General features: G+C 72.1%; 25 protein-coding genes and 1 tRNA gene. 19 read left to right on the top strand and 7 right to left on the bottom strand.

Annotation, left to right across the window (positions count from 1 at the left end; translation table 11 throughout):
* Window positions 1-10 precede the first annotated feature (10 nt).
* From IE274_RS16100 to IE274_RS16065, 8 genes are all read left to right on the top strand, one after another.
* Window positions 11-583: a dihydrofolate reductase family protein gene (locus IE274_RS16100; RefSeq protein ID WP_190116397.1), complete on the top strand. Its 573-nt coding sequence runs from the start codon at window positions 11-13 to the stop codon at window positions 581-583.
* Entirely contained in the window at window positions 580-756 is a 177-nt protein-coding gene (locus tag IE274_RS16095) for a hypothetical protein (protein WP_190116396.1), read from the top strand. The genes IE274_RS16100 and IE274_RS16095 overlap by 4 nt, the downstream gene beginning before the upstream one ends.
* A complete protein-coding gene (locus IE274_RS16090; protein WP_190116395.1) occupies window positions 741-1,943 on the top strand; it encodes a glycosyltransferase in 1,203 nt (400 codons plus the stop codon). Before IE274_RS16095 ends, IE274_RS16090 begins: the two co-directional genes overlap by 16 nt.
* 154 nt (window positions 1,944-2,097) lie before the next feature.
* Complete coding sequence (locus tag IE274_RS16085; RefSeq protein WP_190116394.1) at window positions 2,098-3,465, top strand: APC family permease; 1,368 nt, start codon at window positions 2,098-2,100, stop codon at window positions 3,463-3,465.
* 231 nt (window positions 3,466-3,696) lie between these two features.
* Window positions 3,697-4,170, top strand: a complete 474-nt coding sequence (locus tag IE274_RS16080; protein ID WP_190116393.1) for a hypothetical protein — start codon at window positions 3,697-3,699, stop codon at window positions 4,168-4,170.
* A gap of 59 nt (window positions 4,171-4,229) precedes the next feature.
* Window positions 4,230-4,967 (top strand): transcriptional regulator, encoded by a 738-nt coding sequence (locus IE274_RS16075; RefSeq protein ID WP_190116521.1) that lies wholly within the window; start codon window positions 4,230-4,232, stop codon window positions 4,965-4,967.
* 97 nt (window positions 4,968-5,064) lie between these two features.
* The gene (locus IE274_RS16070) at window positions 5,065-5,457 is read left to right on the top strand and encodes a roadblock/LC7 domain-containing protein (RefSeq protein ID WP_190116392.1); all 393 of its coding nucleotides are present in this window, start codon (window positions 5,065-5,067) and stop codon (window positions 5,455-5,457) included.
* Window positions 5,458-5,532: 75 nt separating this feature from the next.
* Window positions 5,533-5,907 carry a hypothetical protein gene (locus IE274_RS16065; protein ID WP_190116391.1) on the top strand — a complete coding sequence of 125 codons (375 nt, stop codon included), beginning with the start codon at window positions 5,533-5,535 and terminating at the stop codon, window positions 5,905-5,907.
* 121 nt (window positions 5,908-6,028) lie between these two features.
* Here IE274_RS16065 and IE274_RS16060 read toward each other — a convergent pair whose 3' ends face one another.
* Window positions 6,029-6,862 (bottom strand): MurR/RpiR family transcriptional regulator, encoded by an 834-nt coding sequence (locus IE274_RS16060; RefSeq protein WP_190116390.1) that lies wholly within the window; start codon window positions 6,860-6,862, stop codon window positions 6,029-6,031.
* On the bottom strand, window positions 6,859-8,472 hold the full coding sequence (locus IE274_RS16055; RefSeq protein ID WP_190116389.1) for an aromatic amino acid ammonia-lyase: 1,614 nt from the start codon (window positions 8,470-8,472) through the stop codon (window positions 6,859-6,861). Before IE274_RS16055 ends, IE274_RS16060 begins: the two co-directional genes overlap by 4 nt.
* 141 nt (window positions 8,473-8,613) lie before the next feature.
* On the opposite strand from IE274_RS16055, the gene IE274_RS40385 reads away from it, so the two are divergent.
* The 5 genes from IE274_RS40385 to IE274_RS16030 all read left to right on the top strand — a co-directional run bounded on the left by IE274_RS40385 (window position 8,614) and on the right by IE274_RS16030 (window position 11,727).
* A complete protein-coding gene (locus IE274_RS40385) occupies window positions 8,614-8,742 on the top strand; it encodes a hypothetical protein (RefSeq protein WP_372447221.1) in 129 nt (42 codons plus the stop codon).
* Window positions 8,743-8,771: 29 nt separating this feature from the next.
* Window positions 8,772-8,918, top strand: a complete 147-nt coding sequence (locus tag IE274_RS16045) for a hypothetical protein (protein ID WP_373305742.1) — start codon at window positions 8,772-8,774, stop codon at window positions 8,916-8,918.
* A 27-nt stretch (window positions 8,919-8,945) separates the two neighbouring features.
* Window positions 8,946-10,370 (top strand): purine-cytosine permease family protein, encoded by a 1,425-nt coding sequence (locus IE274_RS16040; protein ID WP_190116388.1) that lies wholly within the window; start codon window positions 8,946-8,948, stop codon window positions 10,368-10,370.
* A 126-nt stretch (window positions 10,371-10,496) separates the two neighbouring features.
* Window positions 10,497-11,213, top strand: coding sequence for a carbonic anhydrase (locus tag IE274_RS16035; protein ID WP_190116387.1), 717 nt, complete (start codon window positions 10,497-10,499; stop codon window positions 11,211-11,213).
* Window positions 11,214-11,298: 85 nt separating this feature from the next.
* Window positions 11,299-11,727, top strand: coding sequence for a hypothetical protein (locus IE274_RS16030; protein ID WP_190116386.1), 429 nt, complete (start codon window positions 11,299-11,301; stop codon window positions 11,725-11,727).
* A gap of 345 nt (window positions 11,728-12,072) precedes the next feature.
* Here IE274_RS16030 and IE274_RS16025 read toward each other — a convergent pair whose 3' ends face one another.
* On the bottom strand, window positions 12,073-13,464 hold the full coding sequence (locus IE274_RS16025; RefSeq protein WP_190116385.1) for a cystathionine beta-synthase: 1,392 nt from the start codon (window positions 13,462-13,464) through the stop codon (window positions 12,073-12,075).
* Window positions 13,465-13,726: 262 nt separating this feature from the next.
* Between IE274_RS16025 and IE274_RS16020 the strand changes: the two genes are divergently transcribed.
* The 3 genes from IE274_RS16020 to IE274_RS16010 all read left to right on the top strand — a co-directional run bounded on the left by IE274_RS16020 (window position 13,727) and on the right by IE274_RS16010 (window position 17,449).
* Window positions 13,727-14,740: an SGNH/GDSL hydrolase family protein gene (locus tag IE274_RS16020; RefSeq protein WP_190116384.1), complete on the top strand. Its 1,014-nt coding sequence runs from the start codon at window positions 13,727-13,729 to the stop codon at window positions 14,738-14,740.
* 356 nt (window positions 14,741-15,096) lie between these two features.
* On the top strand, window positions 15,097-16,317 hold the full coding sequence (locus IE274_RS16015; protein WP_190116383.1) for an acetyl-CoA C-acetyltransferase: 1,221 nt from the start codon (window positions 15,097-15,099) through the stop codon (window positions 16,315-16,317).
* 316 nt (window positions 16,318-16,633) lie between these two features.
* On the top strand, window positions 16,634-17,449 hold the full coding sequence (locus IE274_RS16010) for a hypothetical protein (protein ID WP_190116382.1): 816 nt from the start codon (window positions 16,634-16,636) through the stop codon (window positions 17,447-17,449).
* A gap of 141 nt (window positions 17,450-17,590) precedes the next feature.
* Here IE274_RS16010 and IE274_RS16005 read toward each other — a convergent pair whose 3' ends face one another.
* Window positions 17,591-17,902 (bottom strand): hypothetical protein, encoded by a 312-nt coding sequence (locus IE274_RS16005; RefSeq protein WP_190116381.1) that lies wholly within the window; start codon window positions 17,900-17,902, stop codon window positions 17,591-17,593.
* A 101-nt stretch (window positions 17,903-18,003) separates the two neighbouring features.
* Between IE274_RS16005 and IE274_RS16000 the strand changes: the two genes are divergently transcribed.
* Window positions 18,004-18,234, top strand: coding sequence for a DUF4287 domain-containing protein (locus IE274_RS16000; protein ID WP_190116380.1), 231 nt, complete (start codon window positions 18,004-18,006; stop codon window positions 18,232-18,234).
* Between the two features lie 153 nt (window positions 18,235-18,387).
* On the opposite strand, the gene IE274_RS15995 is transcribed toward IE274_RS16000, so the two are convergent.
* Entirely contained in the window at window positions 18,388-19,311 is a 924-nt protein-coding gene (locus tag IE274_RS15995; RefSeq protein ID WP_190116379.1) for a Bax inhibitor-1/YccA family protein, read from the bottom strand.
* A gap of 150 nt (window positions 19,312-19,461) precedes the next feature.
* Window positions 19,462-20,637, bottom strand: coding sequence for a 4-hydroxybenzoate 3-monooxygenase (locus IE274_RS15990; protein ID WP_190116378.1), 1,176 nt, complete (start codon window positions 20,635-20,637; stop codon window positions 19,462-19,464).
* Between the two features lie 233 nt (window positions 20,638-20,870).
* Here IE274_RS15990 and IE274_RS15985 point away from each other — a divergent pair, with 233 nt between their 5' ends.
* On the top strand, window positions 20,871-21,668 hold the full coding sequence (locus tag IE274_RS15985; RefSeq protein WP_190116377.1) for a VOC family protein: 798 nt from the start codon (window positions 20,871-20,873) through the stop codon (window positions 21,666-21,668).
* A gap of 68 nt (window positions 21,669-21,736) precedes the next feature.
* Here IE274_RS15985 and IE274_RS15980 read toward each other — a convergent pair.
* A tRNA-Leu gene (locus tag IE274_RS15980) sits at window positions 21,737-21,820 on the bottom strand.
* A 484-nt stretch (window positions 21,821-22,304) separates the two neighbouring features.
* Between IE274_RS15980 and IE274_RS15975 the strand changes: the two genes are divergently transcribed.
* A complete protein-coding gene (locus IE274_RS15975; protein ID WP_190116376.1) occupies window positions 22,305-23,078 on the top strand; it encodes an ABC transporter ATP-binding protein in 774 nt (257 codons plus the stop codon).
* Window positions 23,079-23,258: the final 180 nt, after the last annotated feature.

Below are 23,258 nucleotides of genomic sequence, written 5' to 3'. Positions count from 1 at the left end.
CGAGCAGCGCATGCGCAAGCTGACCTACTACGTGGCCGCCACCCTCGACGGCTACATCGCCGGTCCCGACGGCCAGTACGACTTCCTCCCCTTCGAGGGCGAGGAGGCCGCCGCGATCATGGCGGACTTCCCCGAGACCCTGCCCACGCCCGCGCACGAGGCGCTGGGCATCGTCGGCCGGGCCGCCGAGCGGTTCGACACCGTCATCATGGGCCGCGCGTCCTACGAACCGGGCCTGCGGCTCGGGTGGACCAGCCCGTACGCCCACCTCAAGCAGTACGTCGTCTCCCGCTCGCTCGTCAGCCCCGATCCGGCGGTGACCGTCGTCGCCGACCCGGTCGCGCTGGTCCGCGAGCTGAAGCAGCAGGACGGCAAGGGCATCTGGCTGTGCGGCGGCGGCAAGCTGGCGGGCGCGCTGCGCGACGAGATCGACGAACTGATCATCAAGCGCAACCCCGTCGTCATCGGCTCCGGCATCCCCCTGTTCGACGGCCCCTTCACGCCGACGGAATTCGCCCCGGTCGGCACCCGGGCCTTCGACTCCGGCCTCGCCATCACCCACTTCTCGCGGGTGCGCGCGTGAGCGCCGCCGCCACGGACCCGGGCACGACGGGCCCCTCGCCCGAACAGCGCGCCCAGCGGGCGGCCGGTCTGCGCCTGGCGCTCACCCTCACCGACCTCGCGGCGGAAGTGGCCCGGCTGCGCACGGAGTCCACCGAGACGAGAACGAGAAGGACGTCATGCGCGTCTTGTTGATGGCGTACGGGTCGCGCGGCGACATCATGCCCCTTGCGGGCTTCGCCGCGCGGCTGCGGGAGTTCGGCGCGGACGTGCGGGTGTGCGCGCCGCCGGACGAGGAGTTCGGGGCGCTGCTGGCCGGGGTCGGCGTGGCGCACGTGCCGTTCGGGCGGCCGGTGCGGGCGCTGGTGACCGGGGCGCCGCCGTCGGATCCGGCCGGGTTCGCGGCCGAGTTGGTCGCGGCGCACTTCGGCCCGGTCGCCGCGGCGGCCGAGGGCTGTGACGTCCTGGTGGCGAGCGGCCTGATGCCGGCCGGGGCGCGGTCGGTGGCCGAGAGGCTGGGCATCCGGTACGTGTACGCGTGCTTCCATCCGTTCGAGATGCCCTCGACGCACTACCTGCCGTCGCCGCGCCCGGGCCCGCAGCCCCCGTCCGGCATGACCGACAACCGGGCGCTGTGGGACCTGGACGCCCAGAAGGTGAACGCCTGGTACCGGGCGCCCCTCAACACCCACCGGGCGGCTCTCGGGCTGCCGCCGGTGGACAACGTCCGCGACCACGTCTTCACCGACCGGCCGTGGCTGGCGGCGGACCCGGTCCTGGGACCGTGGCACGAGCTGACGGATCTCGACGTCGTACAGACCGGCGCGTGGCTCCTGCCGGACGAACGCCCGCTCCCGGACGACCTGTCGGCGTTCCTGGACGCGGGTGCGCCCCCGGTGTACGCGGGCTTCGGCAGCATGCCGATGCGCACGGCGACCGATGTCGCCCGGGTGGCCGTGGACGCGGTCCGCGCGCACGGCCGCCGCGTCCTCGTCTCCCACGGCTGGGCCGGCCTCGGACCGATCGACGGCTCGGACGACTGCTTCGCCGTCGGCGAGGCCAACCACCAGGCGCTGTTCGGGCGGGTGGCCGCCGTCGTGCACCACGGCGGCGCGGGTACGACGACGACGGCCGCGCGCGCCGGAGCGCCCCAGGTGGTGGTGCCCCAGTGCGTGGACCAGCCGTACTGGGCCGCCCGGGTGGCCGCCCTCGGCATCGGCGCGGCGCACGAGGGGCCGACCCCGACCTTCGAGTCCCTGTCGGCCGCGCTGGGGGCGGCCCTGACACCCGCGACCCGCGCGCGGGCGGCCGAGGTGGCCGACACGATCAGCGTGGACGGGGCGACGGTGGCCGCGAAGCTGCTGTTCGACGCGGTCGGCTGAGCGGGCGGGGCCGCAGACGCGGGAGTGACCGGGTGCGCCGCCGCGTACCCGGGTGCCGGTTGTTCCCCAACTCCCGCTTCGTCGGCCCCCGTAGCGGGAAGAAGATCCTTCCCAGCCGGAAACGGCACACCCGTCACACTCGGGGGAGGCTCCTGTGACGACGTCAGGAACCAGCGGAACCACCAGCCCACCGGCGGCCGAGGATCCGGGCCTGAAACGGGTGCTCGGCCCCAGGCTGCTGATCCTCTTCGTGATCGGCGACATCCTCGGCACCGGCATCTACGCCACCACCGGCAAGGTCGCGGGAAAGGTCGGCGGCGCGCTGTGGCTGCCGTTCGCGATCGGGTTCGTCGTGGCGATCCTGACGGCCGCTTCGTACGTGGAGCTGGTCGGCAAGTACCCGAAGGCGGCCGGGGCCGCGCTCTACACCCAGAAGGCGTTCAAGGTCCCCTTCGTCACCTTCATCGTGGCGTTCATGGTGATGGCCTCGGGCCTGGCGTCGGCGAGCGCGGCGGCCCGGGCCTTCAGCGGCGACTATCTGAACGAGCTGACCGGTGACGCGCTGCCGCCCACACTCGTGGCGATCACGTTCATCCTCGTCCTCGCGGCGCTGAACCTGCGCGGCGTCTCGGAGTCCGTGAAGACCAACGTCGTCCTCACCGTCGTCGAGCTGACCGGCCTGCTGATCATCCTCGCGATCGGCGCGTGGGCGGTGCTCGGCGGCGACGGGGAGCCCGCCCGGCTCACCGAGTTCGAGGCGGACGGCACCGGTTACGCCCTGCTGACGGGCGTGCTCGGGGCCACGGCGCTCGGCTTCTTCGCCTTCGTGGGCTTCGAGGACTCGGTGAACATGGCCGAGGAGACGAAGGACCCGACGCGCACGTTCCCCAAGGCGATCTTCATCGGTGTCGCCGTCACCGGCACGATCTACGTCCTGGTCGCCCTGGTCTCGTCGCTCCTGGTCGACTACAAGACCCTGTCGGGGTCGTCCGGCCCCCTCCTTGAGGTGGTGAAGGCCGGGGGCGTCGACTTCCCGCACAAACTCTTCGCCCTGATCGCCCTGTTCGCGGTCACCAACTCGGCCCTCATCAACATCATGATGGCCTCGCGGCTCTGCTACGGCATGGCCAACGAGCGCATCCTGCCCCGGGCGATGAGCCGCGTCCTGCCCCACCGCCGCACCCCCATCGTGGGCATCGTCTTCGTCTCCCTGCTCGCCGTCGGCCTGGTCTCCACCGGCGAGATCGAAGGCCTCGGCGACACCACGGCCTTCCTCCTCCTCTGCGTCTTCGCCGTCGTCAACGTCACGGTCCTGGTCCTGCGCCGCGACCCCGTCGACCACCCCCACTTCCGCGCCCCCACCGCCCTCCCCGTCCTCGGCGCGATCACGGCCCTCATCCTGGCCAGCCCGCTCGCGGACCGCCCCGCGGAGGTGTACATCCGCGCCGGTGTCCTGGTAGCCATCGGGGTCGTGCTCTGGGGCGTGAACAAGGTGGTACTGCGGACACGCGGCGAGGACTGACACCGGGCCGGGGGACGGCTCGATCACATGCCCGATACATCCGGTCACCCATGAGCCGTTCCCGAAGCGCCCATCGCACCGATCTTGTCGCGCTAGGGCATGTTCCCGAGGGAAATGCCCATTCCGCACGACCCTTCGGCTTCTCCGCATAACTTCCTCCCACCGGGCGGCGCGGACCGCCTGGTGGGGGTGGTGGGGACCGCCCCTGTCCACCTGGGGAGGGGAAGCCGCGTGCCCGGTATCGACGAGTGTCTGCTGGAAGCGATGACACTGCCCGGCGCGCGCGGCGCAGCGATCGTCGACTGGACCAGCGGGCTCGCCCTCGGTTCGGTCGGCGATTCGCCGAACAGGGACCATGAGGCGACCGCCGCGGAGACCGCGGAGGTGGCGCGCTCCGCGGCCGAGTACCGGGCGTTCGCCGACGTGCACGACCCGTTCGGGAGCTGTACGGCCGCCGACGAGGCCTGGGGCACCGACGGCACCGCGGCCGTCGAGGACACCGCCGCCGACGGCACGTCCCGCAAAGGGCTCCCGGTCGAGGACCTCATGCTCAGCACGAGGAACGGATTCCATGTGATCCGCTTCGTGCGGACCACCTTCGACAGCAGCGTCTTCCTGTATCTCTGGCTCGACCGGCACACCGGCAATCTGGCTCTCGCGCGCATGCGGCTGCGGGACCTGTCCGAGCGGCTGGTGCTGCTGTGACGACCACCCACGCGGGCACCGAGGTGACGGCGCACGAGGTGGTGGCCGCCGGCTCCCCCATGCTGACGCGCCTGGCCGACGAGCGGGCCACCGGGGCGTTCCTCCGCGCCCAGGGCATCCTCTACCTCGCGGAGGGCCGCATCGTGCACGCGGAGAGCCCTTCCGCGCCCGGCCTGGAGGTGCTGCTCACGGTCGGCGGGGCGTTGCCCGCGCAGGGCTGGCAGGAGGCCCTCACCCGGGCGGGAGCCCGCCACGAGGTGGGCCGGGACCTGGTCGGCAGCGGCCGGGTGAGCGCGGGCGAGCTGGAGTTGTGCCACCTGGGCGCGCTGTTCGACGCCGCGTTCTTCGTCCTCGGCCCGGCGAGCGGGCCCACCCACTTCCGCTACGGCGTCACGCACTGGTTCGGCCAGGTGCACCCGGTGCCGGTCGCCGCCGTGGAGCGGGAGGCGCGGCGGCGCCGGGCGCTCCTGGACAGCGTCTGGCCCTGCGCGGACGTCGACACCGCCCCGGTCGTGCCCCGTACGCCGGCCTCCGACCAGACGGTCACCGGGCGCCAGCGCGCCCTGCTGCGCCTCGCCGACGGGGTGCGCACGCCGACGGCCATCGCCTGGGCCCTGGGCCGCCCCACGTTCCACACCCTGGTCGAGATCAGACGCATGGCCGCGGCCGGACTCGTGGAGCCCCCGCGCGCCCGCGTCCCGGCCGCGGCCCGCACCGTTCCCGGCCCGTTGGACTGCGACGAGCCGAACATCGCCCTGCTACGCCGGCTCCGTGACGCGCTGGAGGAATCACTGTGACTCTCCGATCCGCGCACCGGTCCCGGCCCTCGCCCTCATGAAGTGCACCCGCATGAAGTTCACCGCGCCCTGGAAGCGCGCCGGGAGGAGACAGCTGATGGCTGCCGAAGCCGATGTACTCGGCGAACTGAGACGGCTGCGGACCCGGATTCCCCAGCTCAGGGGCGCCCTGACCGCCAGCGTCGACGGTCTTGTGCTGGCGCAGGACGCCACGGACATCGAGGCGGAGGGCGTCTGCGCGCTCACCGCCGCGGCGCTCGGAGTGGCCCTGCGGCTTTCCGAGGCGACGCACCAGGGCGGCTTCCGGGAACTGCTCATCCGCGGCGAACAAGGCTATGTGGCCACCTATACGGCCGGTTCGTCGGCGGTGCTCACGCTGCTCGCCGAGCCCCGCGTCAACGTGGGCCGACTGCATCTGGAAGGCCGCCGCTCCAGCGTACTCATCGGCGAGCTGGTCGACGCCAGCACCGGACGAACGGAGGACGCCTGAGCCATGACCCCCACCACACCCTCATCGCCCTCGTCACCACGGGCATCCAACAGACGGAAAGGAAGTGCAGCACGCATGGCCAACACAGAGACAGCGCTGAAGGAAGCGAGCACCTCGATCGAAGGCGTCATCGGCGCCGCGCTGGTCGACTACACGAGCGGGATGGCGCTCGGCACCCTCGGTGGCAGCAAGGACCTGGACCTGTCCGTCGCCGCGGCGGGCAACACCGACGTCGTACGCGCCAAGCTGCGCACGATGGAGATGCTGGGCCTCAAGGACGAGATCGAGGACATCCTGATCTCGCTCGGCTCCCAGTACCACCTGATCCGGCTGATCAAGGGGCGCAACAACAACGGCCTCTTCCTCTACGTGGCGCTCGACAAGGGCAGGGCCAACCTGGCCATGGCCCGGCACCAGCTGAAGCGCATCGAGGCGAGCCTGGAGGTCTGACCCGGACCGGGCGGGCGGTCCAGCCCCCGGGACGGCACCGCCTGCCCGGTCCCGGCACCTCCCGGCTGTCACCGCCCGCCCACACCTGCCGTACGAGCTGCCCGTCGCGCCGAAGCCGCCCCTACTCCACGAACAGCCCCCGCTCCGCCGCCCCCACGTCGAACTCCTCCAACCGTGCCTGCGCGTCCGGCAATCCGTCGCACATGGCCTCCAGCAGCACCCGCCCCAGCAGCATCGGCGCACAGGCGGTGTCGAAGGCGAGCCCCGTCCCGACGGCGGCGGGCAGGAGCAGATCACTGTGCGCGGCGACGGGCGCGAACGCGGAGTCGGCCACGGTGACCACGGTCAGCCCGGTGGACCGCGCGTACTCCAGCGCCTCGACGACTTCCCGAGGATGCCGGGGCAACGCGAAGCAGAGCAACGCGGAGGCCCCGGCCCGCACGGCCGCGTCGACGCGGTCGGTCAGCATGGACCCGCCCTCGTCGAGGAGCCGCACGTCGGGGTGCACCTTCGCGGCGAAGTACGAGAAGCCGTACGCCTGGGAGGCGGCGGCCCGCAGCCCGAGGACGGGCAGGGGGCGCGAGGAGGCGAGGATCCGCCCGGCCCGCTCGACCGGCGCGGGGTCGGCGAGGATGTCGGAGAGGTGCCGCAGGTTCTCGATCTCGGCCTGCACGGCCTGCTGGTACTCGTTCAGGTCGGCCGACGCACCGGCGTCGGCGGGGGCCACCTCCCGCAGGTGCCGCCGCAGCGCCGGGTACCCGTCGAAGCCGAGGGCGACGGCGAACCGCGTCACGGACGGCTGGCTGACGCCGGCGAGTTCGGCGAGCTCGACGCTGGAGAGGAAGGGCGCGTCGGCGGCGCGCCGCACCATGCAGTGGGCGATGCGCCGCTGGGTGGGTGTGAGCCGATGCCCTTCGAAGAGCACTTGAAGCCGCGCCGCGGGACTGTCACTCATGCCGTACCTCGTCGCTCTGTCCACGTGATTCCCTCGTCGGCGCCCGCGTCCCCCACACCCGCCGTGCCCAGTCGCTCCCACAGCTCCGTGAACCGGTCGAGGAGGACGGCCGCCGCCGTCACATCATCCGTCAGCGGACGGTCCACGGCATCCTGCTCAAGGACGGAGGCGGCGAGTTCGTACGCCCAGGCCACCGGCAGGCCCGGATCGAGCCGCAGCTCCCGCTGCCGCAACGCCCGTACCGCGGCGACCAGTTCGCACCCCACCACGAGCCGATAGGCGCCGCACGCCCGCAGCGTCTGGCGGGCCGCGAGGGAGGCGAAGCTGGCCTGCTCCTCGACGCCGCGCGAGAGGACCGCGTGCCCGAGCGACGCCGGGGCGGAGAAGGCCCGCAGGTCACCGAGGGCGGCGCCCGCCGCGTACTCCAGGATCATCACCCCGGACGAGGCGGGTTCCGCGTCGGCCAGGAAGGGGCGCAGGCGGGTGAACGCCGGTTCGTTGAGGGTGGAGAGGCGGGAGCTGGACAGCCGCGCCGCCTGGGTCACCGCGAGCCTGAAGTGGTCCAGGGACAGGGCGAGTTGGGCCATGCAGAAGCCGCCGTGGTGGTACGCCGCCATGTCCGCGGGCGAGATCAGGGGGTTCTCGGCGGCCGCGTTGATCTCCACGGTCAGGACGTTCTCAAGCCCGTCGGCGGCGTCGTGCGCGGGCCCGTGGATCTGCGGGACGCAGCGGAATCCGTACGGGTCCTGGATCCGGCCGAGCGGCGGCGTCGGCCGGTCGGCGGCACCGAGCAGACGGCGCATGCGCTCGGCGACGGTGTAGGAGCCGGGGTGCCGCCGCGCCTCGTGGACGGGCAGCGCGTACGCCTCGTACGAACCGTCGACCGCGAGCAGGGAGAGCCCCGCCACCACCTGGGTCGCGCCGAGCAGCCCGCGCAGTTCGTGCAGGGCGAGGGCGGACTGGCCGAGGGTGAGGGCGTTGCTGCTGATCAGGGCGAGGGCGTCGTTGTTGTCGAGGGGCTGGGGCCGGGGGGCAGGGCCCTGCCAGGGGTGTTCGCCCGCGAGGGCCAGGCCCATCTGGGAGAGGGCCGCGATGTCGCCCGTGCCGACCGACCCGAACTCATTGACCCTCGGGTAGGCCCCGCTCTCCAGGGCTTCGCAGAGCGCCGTGACGACGGTGGGCCGCAGCCCCGCGCCGCCCGCGAGGAGCTGGTTGGCGCGGACGGCGAGCATCGCGCGGACCTCGCGGGCGGGCAGTTCGGCGCCGATCGCGCCCGCGTGGGAGCGCAGGAGCCTGAGGCCGTGGTCGGCGGCGGCCTCGGTGGGCACGTCCTCGGTGCGATTGGCGCCGACGCCGGTGGAGCGGCCGTACACCCGGCCCCAGGAGGCGATCTGGCGGGCCGCGTGCCAGGACTCCTCGACGCGCTTCATCGCGTCGGTGCCGGGGACGGGCCGGGCGGCGGAGTCGGCGAGGCGGACGACGTCGGCGACGGGGAGGCCGAGCCCGTCGAGGACGACGACGGGGACGTCGGCCGGGGGCGCCGGGTGGCTCTCCCCGCCGGGCGCCCCACCCGCACCACCGGCCACGACGTCCGCGATATGAGACGGCATCACGCGCTTTTCCTCCTCAACCGGACCTCTGGTCTCGCCCGCCGAGCACTCGTAACCAGTGATTTACGCCGGAGCATTGACAACCTATTCAGGTAACGAGAACTCTGCATGACGATATACAGCCGGGCAAGGGACTCACTCATGATCCAGTTCGACACGGTCCACAACCGCTTCCCGAACGGCACCACGGCAGTCGACGATCTCTCCCTCGACCTGCCGGAAGGCGGCGTCACCGTACTGGTCGGATCCTCCGGCTGCGGCAATCCATGAAGTCGGCGTCCCTCCGCATGATCAACCGAATGGTCGACCCGACGTCGGGCACCATCCGCCTCGGCGCCACCCTGACGACCGAGCACCTCACCGAGCCGAACCGCCTCGTCGACAAGGACCCCGAGGACGTGGCGAACGACTGGGCGTCGCGGCACGGCATCACGAAGAAGCAGTAGCCAACCAACGAGATGAGGGGTGCGGGCATGACAGAGTCCCTGGTGGAGCGGCGCTCCATCGACGTGGTCCCCGACGCCGAGCGGCACGGCACGGCGTTCAGCCAGTTCACGCTCTGGCTCGGCGCGAACCTGCAGATCACGGCCGTGGTCACGGGTGCGCTCGCCGTCGTGTTCGGCGGGGACGTGGTGTGGTCGATCGTCGGCCTGGTGCTCGGCAACGTCGTGGGCGGCGCGGTGATGGCCCTGCACTCGGCGCAGGGCCCGAAGCTCGGCCTGCCCCAGATGATCCAGTCCCGGGCGCAGTTCGGGGTGCGCGGCGCCGTCGTACCGCTGCTGCTCGTCATCCTCATGTACGTGGGCTTCTTCGCGAGCGGCAGCGTCCTCGCGGGCCAGGCCACGGCGGAGCTGACGCACACGAACGACACGACCGGCATCGTGCTGTTCGCGGCGGTCACGGCGGTGATGGCGGCGGTCGGATACCGCGTGATCCATGCGCTGGGCCGGGTGGCGAGCGTGATCTGCGCCCTGGCGTTCATCTATCTCGGCATCCGCCTCCTGGACCGCGTCGACCTGTCCGCGCTCCTCTCCGACGCCCACTTCGGCCTGCCGATGTTCCTGCTCGCGGTCTCCCTCTCGGCGTCCTGGCAGCTCGCGTTCGGCCCGTACGTCGCGGACTACTCGCGCTATCTGCCGCGCACGACGTCGGGGCGGGCCACGTTCTGGTGGACGCTGTCCGGCTCGGCGCTCGGCGCGCAGTGGTCGATGACGTTCGGCGTCCTGGTGGCGGCGAGCGCGGGCGGGGCGTTCATGGGCAACCAGGTCGAGTACGTCGTGGGGCTCGGCGGCACCGGTCTGGTCGCGTCGCTCCTCTACTTCGTGGTCGCCCTCGGCAAGCTGACGATCAACGTCCTGAACACGTACGGCGGGTTCATGTCGATGGTGACGAGCGTCAGCGGATTCCGCGGCCAGAAGGAGCTGTCGCCGCGCGGCCGGTCGGCGTACATCGCGCTGATCATGGTCGCGGGCACGACGGTCGCGCTGCTCGGCAAGGACAGCTTCCTGACGTCCTTCAAGGACTTCCTGCTGTTCCTGCTGACCTTCTTCACCCCGTGGTCGGCGATCAACCTCGTCGACTACTACCTGATCTCCAAGGAGCGCTACGACATCCCGGCCCTGTCCGACCCGAACGGCCGCTACGGCGCCTGGCGCTGGGACGCCCTGACCGTCTACGTCGTCGGCCTCCTCGCCCAACTCCCGTTCCTGGTCACGCACTTCTACACCGGCCCGCTGGTGGACCCGCTCGGCGGCGCGGACATCTCCTGGATCGTGGGGCTCGCGGTCCCGGCGCTCCTGTACTGGGCCGTGGCGCGCCGGAACACCGCGCACATCCCCGAGCGGACGCTGTACGAGGCCCCGGCGCCGGTTCAAGAGCCGGTATCGCGCACGTCATGATCTGACGCGGACTCAACAAAGCCCGGACCAAGGCCACTTGGCGCTTCGGGGCCGGTACGTACTCTGAACCGCCGCCCGCCCCGCTCCCGCCCGAGCGGCCCCGCTCCGGACCCCAGAGGACGCCCCATGCCCGCCACCACCCCCCGCAGATCCCCCGCCAACCGCAGGGCCTTCCTGACGGCTACGGCCGCCACCGTGCTCACCTCCGCCGGCTCCGCAACCCACGCCGCCGCGGCACCCGCCACCGGCCGCCCGGCGGCCGGCCGCGCCCGCCCCGCCACCGGCGACGAAGCCCTCGCCGCACTCCTCGAAGGCAACCGGCGCTGGGCACGGGTCCGCTCGCGCCACCCGCACGAGGACCGGGCGCGGCGCGTGGCGCTCGCCCACGAGCAGCATCCGTTCGCGACGATATTGTCCTGCGTCGACTCCCGGGTGCCGCCGGAGCTGGTCTTCGACCAGGGGCTCGGCGATCTGCTGTGCATCCGCACGGCGGGCGAGGTCCTGGACGAGGCGGTGCTCGGCTCCCTCCAGTTCGGAGTGACCGAACTGCGCATACCGCTCATTCTGGTCCTCGGACACGAGCGCTGCGGGGCGGTGGCGGCGACCATAGACCAGCTGCGCACCGGCACCCGGGCCCCCGGCCACCTCGCCCGCCTCGTCGAGGGGATCGGCCCGTCCGCGTGGGCCTGCCGGGACGAGCCCGGCGACTGGGTCGACCACACGGTGGCGGCGCACGCGCGGCGGATGCGGGACGCCTTGCGCGCGGACGCGGCGTTCCGGCCCGCCAAGGTGGTGGCCGCGCGCTTCGATCTCGACTCCGGCCGGGTGCGCGTACTGCCCTGACCAGGCCTCCGTGGGGCTTGGCCCAGTGCCGAAAGGGGGGCTACCCCCACTGCCGACGGTGCCGGGCCCCCGTACCGTATGGGTTATGGAAGCCCCTCGTGACGCCGAACTCAAGAAGGAACTCGACGCCGCCTTGCACGCGCGCAAGGACCTCGGCGAAGAGTACGAGTCCGCGCTCGTCGACTCGTTCCTCGAAAAGATCGAGAACCGCCTCGACGGTACGATCGACCGCCGCATGCGCCGTCATCTCGCCGAGCAGCAGATGATCGTGGCGCGCGGCGCCCGCAGCCCCGGCAGCGGCGTCGACTCCTGGGGCGAGCGCTTCGGCTTCGGCGTCGTCTCGCTCATCCTCGCCATCCCGCTCTCGGCGATCGGCGTGGTCAACGCGGACCTCCCGGGCCTCTTCGTCACCTGGTTCGGCATCGTCGGCGTCAACGCGGTCCACGCCATGCGCGGCACGGGCTTCATGTCGTTCCTGCGAGGTCGCGACCGCAAGTCCTCCTGGGAGGACTAGTCCGGGCAGGGCCCGTCGGGGCCCGGTGCGGCCCGGGCCGGACGGAAAGCGCGGGTAGCGCGGGGACCGCCGAACCCCCGGGCTGGCCCGGAGGTCGGGACGACGGCGGTCCCCGCGAGGGACGCGGGCCGGGTCAGGACCGGGCGGCGCGTCCAGGCGTCGCTGGAGGTCCGGGAGCCGCTCCGGAAGTCCTGACGCCGACACCTCCCAAGGTGCCGCACACGTGTTAAGCGGGTGCTGCGCGGACGTGTCGCCTTCGTACCGGTTCCGCGAAGTCCCCCCGCCCGGCGTCGGGTGCGGGCCCGGCCGCCCTGCGACCGGCCGCGCCCGCACCCGGGGAACCGGCTACGACCCCTGCTGCTCCGCGAGGAACGCCAGCAGGTCCTGACGGCTCACCACACCCGTGGGCTTGCCCTCGACGAGCACGATGGCGGCGTCGGCGGAGCCGAGGACCGACATCAGGTCGGCGACGGGCTCGCCGGAGCCGACCTGCGGCAGCGGGTCGGACATGTGCTTCTCCAGCGGGTCACCGAGCGAGGCGCGCTGGGTGAACAGCGCGTCGAGCAGCTCCCGCTCCACGACCGAGCCGATGACCTCGGCGGCCATCACGTCCGGGTGTCCGGCGCCCGGCTTGACGATCGGCATCTGCGAGACGCCGTACTCGCGCAGCACCTCGATGGCCTCGCCGACGGTCTCCTCGGGGTGCATGTGGACGAGGGAGGGCAGCTCGCCGCCCTCCTTGCGGCGCAGGACGTCGCCGACGCGCGGCTGGTCCCCGGCCTCCTCCAGGAAGCCGTAGTCGTTCATCCACTCGTCGCTGAAGATCTTGCTCATGTAGCCGCGCCCGCTGTCCGGGAGCAGCACGACCACGACGTCGTCCGGACCGAGGCCCTCCGCGACCCGCAGCGCCGCCACGACGGCCATGCCGCAGGAGCCGCCGACGAGCAGCCCCTCCTCCTTGGCGAGGCGCCGGGTCATCTGGAAGGAGTCCTTGTCGGACACGGCGACGATGTCGTCGGTGATGTTCCGGTCGTAGGCCGTCGGCCAGAAGTCCTCACCGACGCCCTCGACGAGGTACGGCCGCCCGGACCCGCCGGAGTACACGGACCCCTCGGGGTCGGCCCCGACGACCTTGACCCGGCCCTCGGAGACCTCCTTCAGATACCCGCCGGTGCCGGAGATCGTGCCGCCGGTGCCGATGCCGGTGACGAAGTGGGTGATCTTCCCCTCCGTCTGCTCCCACAGCTCGGGGCCGGTGGAGTGATAGTGCGAGAGGGGGTTGTTGGGGTTGGAGTACTGGTCCGGCTTCCACGCGTCGGGAATCTCGCGTACGAGGCGGTCGGAGACGTTGTAGTACGAGTCCGGGTGCTCGGGGTCGACGGCGGTCGGGCAGACCACCACCTCGGCGCCGTACGCGCGCAGCACGTTGATCTTGTCGGTCGACACCTTGTCCGGGCACACGAAGACGCACTTGTAGCCCTTCTGCTGGGCCACGATGGCCAGGCCGACGCCCGTGTTGCCGCTGGTCGGCTCGACGATCGTGCCGCCGGGACGCAGCTCGCCGCTGGCCTCCGCGGCCTCGATCATGCGCAGCGCGATGCGGTCCTTCACGGAGCCGCCGGGATTGAAGTACTCGACCTTGGCGAGGACCGTGGCCTCCAGGCCCGCGGTCACGTTGTTGAGCCGCACCAGCGGGGTGTTGCCGACGAGGCTGATCATCGAGTCGTGGAAATGCACCGTGGTCTCCGTCTTTTCCGGGGTATCCGGGCTGCGTGTCGTGGGCGCCCACCGTGACGGACGAGCCGTGTGGGCCGCAGGTGTCGTACGGCCCCCACCGGCCCGCGCCCGGGGACGCCGCACGAGGTTTTCGGTGCCGTCAGCCTACGGCTCCGACTCGCCCGTTCACCTCCGCACGCGATTGGCCGACCGGCCCGACGGGGCAATGACTGGATGTACGGGACGAAATGGGCTCATGACTGGACTGGGGTGACGGCGGAGCATGTCGAGGGCGAGGGTGGCGCGGCGCATCGCCGCGGGCGCGGCGTACGGCGGCGGAGGCATCGGGCTGCTCGGCGCGGCCACGGTCGGGGTCGTCCTCGCCGAGGTGCAGCTGGCCAAGCGATCGGTGGGCAACGGCGGGTACGGGGCGCCGCCGCGGGCGAACGGGCGCTACGGGGCGGCGTTCGCCGAGCGCTCCGAGTGCGGGGAGGCGCTGCGGTTCGCCATGCTCGGCGACTCCACGGCCGCGGGCCAGGGCGTCCGCCGGGCCCAGCAGACCCCGGCCGCGCTGCTCGCCTCCGGCCTGGCCGCGGTGGCCGAGCGGCCGGTGGACGTGCGGGTGGTGGCGCAGCCCGGGGCACAGTCCGACGACCTGGAACGACAGGTGTCCTTGGTCCTGTCCGACGAGACGGGCTGGCTGCCCGACGTGTGCGTCGTGATGATCGGCGCGAACGACGTCACGCACCGGATGCCCGCGACACAGTCCGTGCGGTTCCTGTCCGCGGCGGTCCGCAGGCTGCGCACCGCCGGGGCGGAGGTGGTCGTGGGGACGTGCCCCGACCTCGGCACCATCGAGCCCGTCTACCAGCCGCTGCGGTGGCTGGCCCGCCGGGTCTCGCGGCAGCTCGCCGCCGCGCAGACGATCGGGGTGGTGGAGCAGGGGGGCCGGACGGTGTCCGTGGGCGATCTGCTCGGCCCTGAGTTCGCGGCGAACCCGCGGGAGATGTTCGGCCCCGACAGCTACCACCCCTCGGCGGAGGGGTACGCCACCGCGGCGATGGCCGTCCTGCCCACGCTGTGCGCGTCCCTGGGCCTGTGGCCCGAGGAGGAGCGGCCCGACGTCTCCCGCCGCGAGGGCTTCCTGCCCGTGGCCCGCGCGGCCGCCAAGGCCGCCTCGGAGGGCGGCACGGAGGTCACCGGCGCCATGCCCACAGGCCCCCGTGGCCCCTGGGCCCTCCTCAAGCGCAGGCGCCGCCGCCGCATCCAGGAGCCGGACCCGTCACCGATTCCGTAGCGGGGGCTCCCCCATCCCACCCCTTCCCGAAACCATGGGGGCTGCCGCCCCCCGGACCCCCGCTGTCGGCGCTCCGCGCCTCGTCCTCAAACTCCCCCAAGCTCTTAAGGAGCAGGGGGACCCCCACGACGGGCTATGGACAGCCCCTCCGGCGTTTGAGGAGCGGGGGTCTGGGGGCAGAGCCCCCAGTTTCGGGAAGGGGCGGGTTGGGGAGCCCCCGGCAAGGCCCCCTGAGCGCTCGCTTAGAAATGCGGCCGGGGTCACACTCCTCACCCAGTGCCCCAACACACTACGGGCAGGTAACTTCCCAGTGAGCCCTGCCCTGTTAAGGGCGCCCCCGCCAGTAGGAGCCCGTGATGCCCGAAGCCGTGATCGTCTCCGCCGCCCGCTCCCCCATCGGCCGCGCCTTCAAGGGCTCCCTGAAGGAGCTGCGGCCGGACGACCTGACCGCCACGATCATCGAGGCCGCCCTGGCCAAGGTGCCCGCGCTCGACCCGAAGGGCATCGACGACCTGATGCTGGGCTGCGGCCTGCCCGGCGGCGAGCAGGGGCACAACCTCGGCCGGATCGTGGCCGTGCAGATGGGGATGGACCACCTCCCGGGCTGCACGATCACGCGCTACTGCTCCTCCTCGCTGCAGACGTCCCGCATGGCCCTGCACGCCATCAAGGCGGGCGAGGGCGACGTCTTCATCTCGGCGGGCGTGGAGATGGTGTCCCGCTCGGTGAAGGGCACCAGCGACGGCCAGCCCGACACCCACAACCCCCTGTTCGCCGACGCCGAGGCCCGCACGGCGGCGCGCGCCCAGGAGACGGGCACCGACTGGCACGACCCGCGCGCGGACGGCCTGGTCCCGGACGCGTACATCGCGATGGGCCAGACCGCCGAGAACCTCGCCCGCGCCAAGGGCGTCACCCGCGCGGACATGGACGAGTTCGGCGTCCGGTCCCAGAACCTCGCCGAGGAAGCCCTGAAGAACGGCTTCTGGGAGCGGGAGATCACCCCGGTCACCACGCCCGACGGCACCGTCGTCAGCAAGGACGACGGGCCGCGCGCGGGCGTCACCCTGGAGGGCGTGGCCGGGCTCAAGCCGGTGTTCCGCCCCGACGGCCTGGTCACGGCGGGCAACTGCTGTCCCCTCAACGACGGCGCCGCCGCCCTGGTGATCATGAGCGACACCAAGGCCCGCGAGCTCGGCCTGACCCCGCTGGCCCGGATCGTCTCCACCGGCGTCACCGGCCTCTCCCCGGAGATCATGGGCCTCGGCCCGGTCGAGGCCAGCAAGCAGGCCCTCCAGCGGGCCGGGCTGACCATCGGCGACATCGACCTGGTCGAGATCAACGAGGCCTTCGCCGCCCAGGTGATCCCCTCCTACCGCGACCTGGACATCCCGCTGGAGAAGCTGAACGTCAACGGCGGCGCGATCGCCGTCGGCCACCCCTTCGGCATGACCGGCGCCCGCATCACCGGCACGCTGATCAACTCCCTCCAGTTCCACGACAAGCAGTTCGGCCTGGAGACGATGTGCGTCGGCGGCGGCCAGGGCATGGCGATGGTCATCGAGCGCCTGAGCTGAGCGCCACCACCGTACGGCCGGAGTGACGCCCCGAAGCGGCCGCTCCGGCACCCAGAGTGGCCGCTCGTCTCACGAGCCGGGACGCGGCGGCCACTTCGGCCCCTCCACACATTCGTGACCCAATCTCCCTCAGGATGTGACCAATCTCCTGGGGGAGGAGCAATTGCCCAGGTCAGCACGGATCCACGGATAAACGCCGGGCCGAAAGTCCTGTCCAATTCGTGACGTAATGCACTGACAGCAGGATGGTGCAGGCTTCAAGCTGATGTAGGAAGTCGGGGGTCGACTTGAAACCGGGAGTACGTCAGTGAGCGCCATGCATCTTGCCTTGCTGCTCTCCGCGGCCGCTGCCACGGCCGTGGGCACCGCCACCCTGCACACCGTGCGGGGCCTGCGGCAGCAGATCACCGAGCTGCGCACCGAGCTGGCCGAGAGCCGCGGCGCGGCCGTCAGCCGCGTCTCCGTACCCGCGGCCCGCACCGCTGTGGACACCGAGGAGATACGCGCGGCGGTCGCCGAGGCCCTCGCCGAGGAGCGCGAGCGCGAGCTCGCCGAGGCCCGCGCGTTCTGGGCCGCCCAGGAGGCGCGGGACATCGCGGACACGCCCTCGCTCCTGAGCGGGCTGCCCGAGGGCATCGCGGACGAGCTGTTCCTGCCGCGCCAGGCCGATCTCGCGGGCCTGGAGTCGGAGAGCCTGGAGCCGGTCGTCGAGCCCTTCACCGACCCGGCCGGGGTCGCGGACGAGTTCGCCGCGGACTCCCCCGAGCTGGCCGCGGCCCGCCGCCGGCACCCCTCGCACCCGGACTTCGTGCCGGTGCAGTCCAGCGCGGGCGCCGACCACGAGCGCACCGTGGCCTGCCTGGAGGAGCTGGCGGACGCCCGCACGGCGCTCGCCGACGTCCGTCCGGGCCCGCTGGGCACCCTGGACGTCTACGTCTTCACGGACGGCACGACGCTCTGCATGACCCCGGGCCACCGCGAGACCGCGGAGCTCCTCGCCGCCGCCCTGCGCGACGGCCAGGCCCCGGTCCTGCTCGGCGGCTCCGGCGTCTCGGGCGCGTACGCGCTCACGTTCGCGTGCGGCGCCGAGAACGTCTACATCCTGGCCGACCGTGTGATCGCCAGCGTCTGAGCCCTCGACGGCGCCTGCGCGGCCGGGGGTGGCTGCGCGGCCGGGTGTGACCGATGGCCGGGGGTGACCGATGGCCGGGGGCGGCTGAGCCGTCGGGAGCGTCCGACAGCGGCTCCCCGTCCGATTTCGGTCAGGTTCCGGTCAGATCCCGGCCCGCCCCAGGGCCAGCTCCACCAGCTCCACGGCTTCCGCCAGCTCCCGCTCGTCGGCGAGCACCAGCGCCAAGTCCCGCCCGGCGACGGTGACTTGGTCGGCCGCCGCGAACATCCCGGCGTCCGGCATCCGGCGCGGCTCGCTGCCCGGCGCCTCCCGCACCTGCGTGCGCACCGCCAACTCCCTCGCGAGCTCCAGCGCTTCGGCCGCCGCGCCGCGCTGCAGTCTGGACTGCGGGGCGGCCCGCAGCCGGTCCGCGAAACGGTCAACGGCCGTGATCAAAGGCGTCGTATCGAGCACTGTGCGACCCTACGCGCCGAGCAGGGACTGTTGCCAATACCCGAACGCTCAGGCACCGTGGCGTGAAGGACGGACCACATCGAACGCGTCCGGAGGCGCCGATGTCCCAAGTCTTCTCCGAGGAGACCCACCGAAATCTGCTCGCGCGAATCCCCCACTGCACAGGTCGTGAAGTCTCCGACTGGCTCCGCACCGTCGACGAGGGCCCCTCTCTCTTCCGCTTCGAGGAGAAGGTCAGCTGGCTCCGCGGCGAACACAACCTCGCGTACGGCCACGCCAAGGCGATCATCCATGAGTACGACCTGCGCCGCGCCGCACGCAAACTGATCTGACCCCGACTCCCCGTTCCCCCGCGAAGAAGACAGGCAGGCAGACAGCAGCACAGGAGCAGACAACGGCGAAGGGCCCGCGGAAAGCATTCCGCGGGCCCTTCGGCCGTTCTCAGGACGTCAGCCGTGCGGGCTGCCGTCCTCCAGGGGCGGCCGTCAGTCGTTGCCCTGCAGGATCGCGATGAGCCGCAGGAACTCCATGTAGATCCACACCAGCGTCATCGTGAGGCCGAAGGCGGCGAGCCAGGCCTCCTCGCGCGGGGCGCCGTACGCGATGCCGTCCTCGACCTGCTTGAAGTCCAGGGCCAGGAAGCACGCGCCGAGCAGGATGCCGATGATGCCGAACATGATGCCGAGGCCACCGCTGCGGAAGCCGAGACCGTCACCGCCGCCGAAGACGGCGAAGAGCAGGTTCACCGCCATCAGCAGGACGAAGCCGAGGGCGGCCGCCATCACGAAGCCGTAGAAACGGCGGTTGACGCGGATCCAGCCTGCCTTGTACGCCACCAGGACGCCGAGGAAGACCGCCATCGTGCCGAGCACGGCCTGCATGGCCGCGCCGCTCGCGATGCGGTTGTCGACGACGCTGGAGATGACGCCGAGGAAGACACCCTCAAGGGCGGCGTAGGCCAGGATCAGCGGCGGCGAGGCCTTGCGCTTGAAGGCCTGGACGAAGCCCAGGATCATCGCGACGAGACCGGCACCGACCGCGATGCCGACGGACTTGTTGAAGTTGGCGTCGTCGACGGGGAGCAGCGCCCAGGCGAGCGCGGCCGTCACGACGAGGACACCGAGCGTGGTGGCCGTGCGCATGACGACGTCGTCCATCGTCATGCGGCCGGTGGTCACCGGGGCCTGCGGCGGCGCGCCTTGCAGGTCCTGCTGGGCGTACGGGTTGTTGGCGTACGGGTTGGCGGGGGCCTGCTGGCCCGCGCCCGCGTACGGGTTGCCCTGCGCGTACGGATTCGGCTGCGTCCCGACGGCGGCGGCTCCCCCGGCCTGCGGCTGCGCGTTGAAGCCCGCATAGCCGTTGTCGCGGCTGAACCCCCGTCGCGAGAAGACCGGGTTACTGCTCCTCATTTCACTCCTCCATGGCCACCGTGCGTGGCTTTGGTTCAAGAGTAATGGGCTGGCAAAGATCCAGCCCTAGTGCTCAGGGAGGATCTTTCCCCATCTGTTACGAGGAACGCTCACCGAGGCTCCGGTGTTCCGGGCCTTCCAGATGCCCGCTCAGCCGAACGGCAGGCCCGTGTAGCTCTCGGCGAGGTCCGTCGCCGCCGCCCGCGAGCCGGCGATCCGGTCGAGCCGGGCGCGCTGGAGCCGGTCGTCGAAGGGGGTCGCGGCCGGGTCGCGGTGCAGCATGGCCGTCATCGCGTACGCGAACCGCTCGGCCTGCCAGACGCGGCGCAGACAGGTCGCGGAGTAGGTGTCGAGGCCCGTCGGGTCGCCGGTGCCGTGGTGGGCGACCAGGGCGCGGGCCAGGGTGACGACGTCGCCCACGGCGAGGTTGAGGCCCTTGGCGCCGGTGGGCGGCACGATGTGGGCGGCGTCACCGGCGAGGAAGAGCCGGCCGTGCCGCATCGGCTCGTGCACGTGGGAGCGCATCGGGGTGACGGACGTGGCCGTGATCGGGCCGCGCTCGAGGCGCCAGCCGTCGTCCGTGGCGAGCCGCAGGTCCAGCTCGTCCCAGACGGCCGCCGCGCTCCAGTCGGCGGCCCGGGCGCCCGCGGGGACCTGGAGGTAGAGCCGGGAGACCGTCGGCGAGCGCATGCTCAGGAGGGCGAAGCCGCGGTCGTGCCGGGCGTAGACCAGCTCGTCGTGGGAGGGCGGCACGTCGGCGAGGACACCGAGCCAGGCATAGGGGTACGTACGCTCGTACGTCCGCGAGAGCGCGGGCGGCACCGCCGCGCGGGACACGCCCCAGTAGCCGTCGCACCCGGCGACGTACGCGCAGTCGAGGACGCCCTCGCGGCCCTCGTGGCGGTAGCGCACGCGCGGGGACGCGGTGTCGGCGTCCTCCACGGCGAGCGCCTCGGCTCCGAAGAGCAGCGGGCCGCCGCCGCGGAAGCGCAGGGCGATCAGGTCCTTGCACACCTCGGTCTGGGCGTAGACGGTCACCGACCGGCCGCCGGTGAGCGAGGGGAAGTCGACGCGGTGCCTGCGGCGGTCGAAGCGCAGCTCGATGCCGGTGTGGACCAGGCCCTCGCGGTCCATGCGGGCGCCCGCGCCCGCCGCGCGCAGGGCGTCGGCCGTGCCCTGTTCCAGGATCCCGGCGCGCTGTCGCCGCTCTACGTAGGCGCGGTCGCGGCTCTCCAGGACGACGGAGTCGATGCCCGCCCGGTCCAGGAGACGGGCGAGCAGGAGGCCCGCGGGCCCGGCTCCGATGATCGCGACGGTGGTGCGCATCACGGGAGTGTCGGGCCGGGTGGGGCGGGTGTCAACGGTGGGGCGGCGCGCGGGGCCGACTCCGTGCCCCCGGTGCCACCGCGCTCGTGGCGCGGTTGTCAGTGGCTGCTGCCATGCTGACAACAGCCCAGGAAACCAGGGCCCGGGCGGCGCGCCCGGGCCCGTGCGGACCGCGTCCCGCCCCCGCTCAGGCGTGGTGGGACCGCCCCGCCGACCCCGCGAAGGGCAGGACCATGCTTTCCACCGACTTCGTCCCCGGCGCCCCGAACTGGCTGGATCTCGGTGCCCCGGACACCGACGCCGCGGTGTCCTTCTACTCCGCCGTCTTCGGCTGGCAGTTCCAGTCGGCAGGGCCCGAGGGCGGCGGGTACGGCTTCTTCGTGCAGGACGACAAGACGGTCGCCGGGCTCGGCCCGCTGACCGAGGAGAACGCGTCCTCCGCCTGGACGCTGTACTTCCACACGGCGGACGCGGACGCCACCGCCAAGGCCGTCGAGCAGGCGGGCGGCTCGGTCCGGGTGGCCCCGGGGGATGTGTTCAGCTTCGGCCGGATGGGCCAGTTCAGCGACCCGGCGGGCGCGGACTTCGCCGTCTGGCAGCCGGCCGACACCAAGGGCGTGGACCTGGTGAACGCGCCCAATTCGCTGACCTGGGCGGAGCTGTACACGACGGACGCGGCGGCGGCGAAGGACTTCTACCGCGCGGTGTTCTCCTGGCAGCTCACCGACATGGAGATGGGCCCGGACATGACATACACCGTGCTGACCCCGGCGGGCGGCACGGAGGAGAACAGCCACGGCGGACTGATGCAGCTCCACCAGGACAACCTGGACGCGGGCTCGGGCCCGGAATGGCATCCGTACTTCGAGGTGGCCGACTGCGACGCGGTCTTCGCGAAAGCCGTGGCGGCCGGGGGCAAAGCCCTTATCCCCGCCATGGACGCCCCGGGGATCGGCCGGATGGCGATGCTCACCGACCCCGCGGGAGCGCCGTTCGCGATCATCAAGAGCGAGCAGCCCCCGGCGAGTTGACGAGCCGTCACCTGGGCCCGCGCCGGGCATATGCCGGCCGCGTGCCCTGCGGGAAATGAGGGATGAGGTGCCCGGAACCGGACTTGAACCGGTACGCCCGCTAAGGGGCAGCGAGGTTTAAGCTCGCCGTGTCTGCATTCCACCATCCGGGCAGGTGCGTGGGCTCCGCAACAAGGCTTCGACCCTATCGGGAGGCATCCCCCGAACAGCGGAACGACAGCCCGACGTTGTCTTATTTTATTGACGTCTGAGGGTGCATCAGCACCCGGTACTGGCCGGTGGTACTTGCCATCTGCCCTGTGGGCGGGGGCACGCACCGGTGAGGGAATTGACGGAATTTAGCCGTCCACAGGCGACACGTCCGCGCTCCGTTTCCGCGCCCCTTTAGCGCCCCCTCATGACCCCTGCGGTGACCTCCGCCCGAAGACCTCGTGAACGCCCGCGCAAGGGCCCTCGCAAGGGGGCCCGCCCCGATCTCGCGTAGGGGCCGCCCGTCATCCCCAGGTATGACATGGCCCCACCGAGTCCGACCGGAGTCGCCCCCCGGAACCGGAACAGCGGCTGACTACACGGGCCCCTTCCGCCGTGACGATGGAGTACGTACCCCACTCGCCGTCCCGACAGGAGCACCCGCCCGTGACCACCACCACTTCCTTCGCCGCCCGCGCCACCCAGGTGGCCGCTCGCGCCACGGACCTGTCCAAGGTGTACGGCCAGGGCGAGACCCAGGTGGTCGCGCTGGACCACGTGTCCGTGGACTTCGGGCAGGGCGAGTTCACCGCGATCATGGGGCCGTCGGGCTCCGGCAAGTCCACGCTGATGCACTGCGTGGCGGGCCTGGACAGCTTCAGCGGCGGCTCCGTGCGCATCGGCGACACCGAGCTCTCCACCCTCAAGGACAAGCAGCTCACCAAGCTCCGCCGGGACAAGATCGGGTTCATCTTCCAGGCGTTCAACCTGCTGCCGACACTGACCGCCCTGGAGAACATCACGCTCCCCATGGACATCGCGGGCCGCAAGCCGAACAAGCAGTGGCTGGAGCAGGTCATCTCCATGGTGGGGCTGGCCGGGCGCCTCTCCCACCGGCCCACCGAGCTGTCCGGCGGCCAGCAGCAGCGCGTCGCCGTGGCCCGCGCCCTCGCCTCCCAGCCGGAGATCATCTTCGGTGACGAGCCGACCGGAAACCTGGACTCGCGGTCCGGCGCCGAGGTGCTCGGCTTCCTCCGGAACTCGGTCCGTGAGCTCGGGCAGACCGTCGTGATGGTCACCCACGACCCGGTGGCCGCGTCGTACGCCGACCGGGTGATCTTCCTGGCCGACGGCCGGATCGTGGACGAGATGATCCACCCGACCGCTGACGGGGTCCTCGACCGGATGAAGGACTTCGACGCGAAGGGCCGGACCAGCTAGCGCTGGTCGGCCCGCTGCGGTTGCCCCTGGCCGCCGCTTCGGCTGAGCGTTCGTCCGGGACCGCAGGCCGGTCGTGGCTGGTCGCGCAGTTCCCCGCGCCCCTTCAGGGCGCTCCTCTCACGCCCCCGTCGGGGCGCTCCCGCCCGGGCCCCTCACTGACCGGCCCGCCCTCACCTGGAC

Source organism: Streptomyces flavofungini (assembly GCF_014650815.1).
Classification (GTDB): domain Bacteria; phylum Actinomycetota; class Actinomycetes; order Streptomycetales; family Streptomycetaceae; genus Streptomyces; species Streptomyces flavofungini.
Note: the sequence above shows the minus strand (reverse complement) of the source record. Positions and strands in the feature narration are given on the sequence as shown.

What these genes read in the sequence shown, in the direction of transcription:
- IE274_RS16075 (WP_190116521.1), top strand. Translation starts at nt 4,230, where the DNA reads ATGCTGACGCGCCTGGCCGACGAGCGGGCCACCGGGGCGTTCCTCCGC.
- IE274_RS15990 (WP_190116378.1), bottom strand. Translation starts at nt 20,637, where the DNA reads ATGCGCACCACCGTCGCGATCATCGGAGCCGGGCCCGCGGGCCTCCTG.
- IE274_RS16015 (WP_190116383.1), top strand. Translation starts at nt 15,097, where the DNA reads ATGCCCGAAGCCGTGATCGTCTCCGCCGCCCGCTCCCCCATCGGCCGC.
- IE274_RS16090 (WP_190116395.1), top strand. Translation starts at nt 741, where the DNA reads ATGCGCGTCTTGTTGATGGCGTACGGGTCGCGCGGCGACATCATGCCC.
- IE274_RS16035 (WP_190116387.1), top strand. Translation starts at nt 10,497, where the DNA reads ATGCCCGCCACCACCCCCCGCAGATCCCCCGCCAACCGCAGGGCCTTC.
- IE274_RS16060 (WP_190116390.1), bottom strand. Translation starts at nt 6,862, where the DNA reads ATGAGTGACAGTCCCGCGGCGCGGCTTCAAGTGCTCTTCGAAGGGCAT.
- IE274_RS40385 (WP_372447221.1), top strand. Translation starts at nt 8,614, where the DNA reads ATGATCCAGTTCGACACGGTCCACAACCGCTTCCCGAACGGCACCACG.
- IE274_RS16100 (WP_190116397.1), top strand. Translation starts at nt 11, where the DNA reads ATGCGCAAGCTGACCTACTACGTGGCCGCCACCCTCGACGGCTACATC.
- IE274_RS15985 (WP_190116377.1), top strand. Translation starts at nt 20,871, where the DNA reads ATGCTTTCCACCGACTTCGTCCCCGGCGCCCCGAACTGGCTGGATCTC.
- IE274_RS16070 (WP_190116392.1), top strand. Translation starts at nt 5,065, where the DNA reads ATGGCTGCCGAAGCCGATGTACTCGGCGAACTGAGACGGCTGCGGACC.
- IE274_RS16020 (WP_190116384.1), top strand. Translation starts at nt 13,727, where the DNA reads ATGTCGAGGGCGAGGGTGGCGCGGCGCATCGCCGCGGGCGCGGCGTAC.
- IE274_RS16010 (WP_190116382.1), top strand. Translation starts at nt 16,634, where the DNA reads ATGCATCTTGCCTTGCTGCTCTCCGCGGCCGCTGCCACGGCCGTGGGC.
- IE274_RS16055 (WP_190116389.1), bottom strand. Translation starts at nt 8,472, where the DNA reads ATGCCGTCTCATATCGCGGACGTCGTGGCCGGTGGTGCGGGTGGGGCG.
- IE274_RS16030 (WP_190116386.1), top strand. Translation starts at nt 11,299, where the DNA reads ATGGAAGCCCCTCGTGACGCCGAACTCAAGAAGGAACTCGACGCCGCC.
- IE274_RS16065 (WP_190116391.1), top strand. Translation starts at nt 5,533, where the DNA reads ATGGCCAACACAGAGACAGCGCTGAAGGAAGCGAGCACCTCGATCGAA.
- IE274_RS16000 (WP_190116380.1), top strand. Translation starts at nt 18,004, where the DNA reads ATGTCCCAAGTCTTCTCCGAGGAGACCCACCGAAATCTGCTCGCGCGA.
- IE274_RS15995 (WP_190116379.1), bottom strand. Translation starts at nt 19,311, where the DNA reads ATGAGGAGCAGTAACCCGGTCTTCTCGCGACGGGGGTTCAGCCGCGAC.
- IE274_RS16045 (WP_373305742.1), top strand. Translation starts at nt 8,772, where the DNA reads ATGGTCGACCCGACGTCGGGCACCATCCGCCTCGGCGCCACCCTGACG.
- IE274_RS16040 (WP_190116388.1), top strand. Translation starts at nt 8,946, where the DNA reads ATGACAGAGTCCCTGGTGGAGCGGCGCTCCATCGACGTGGTCCCCGAC.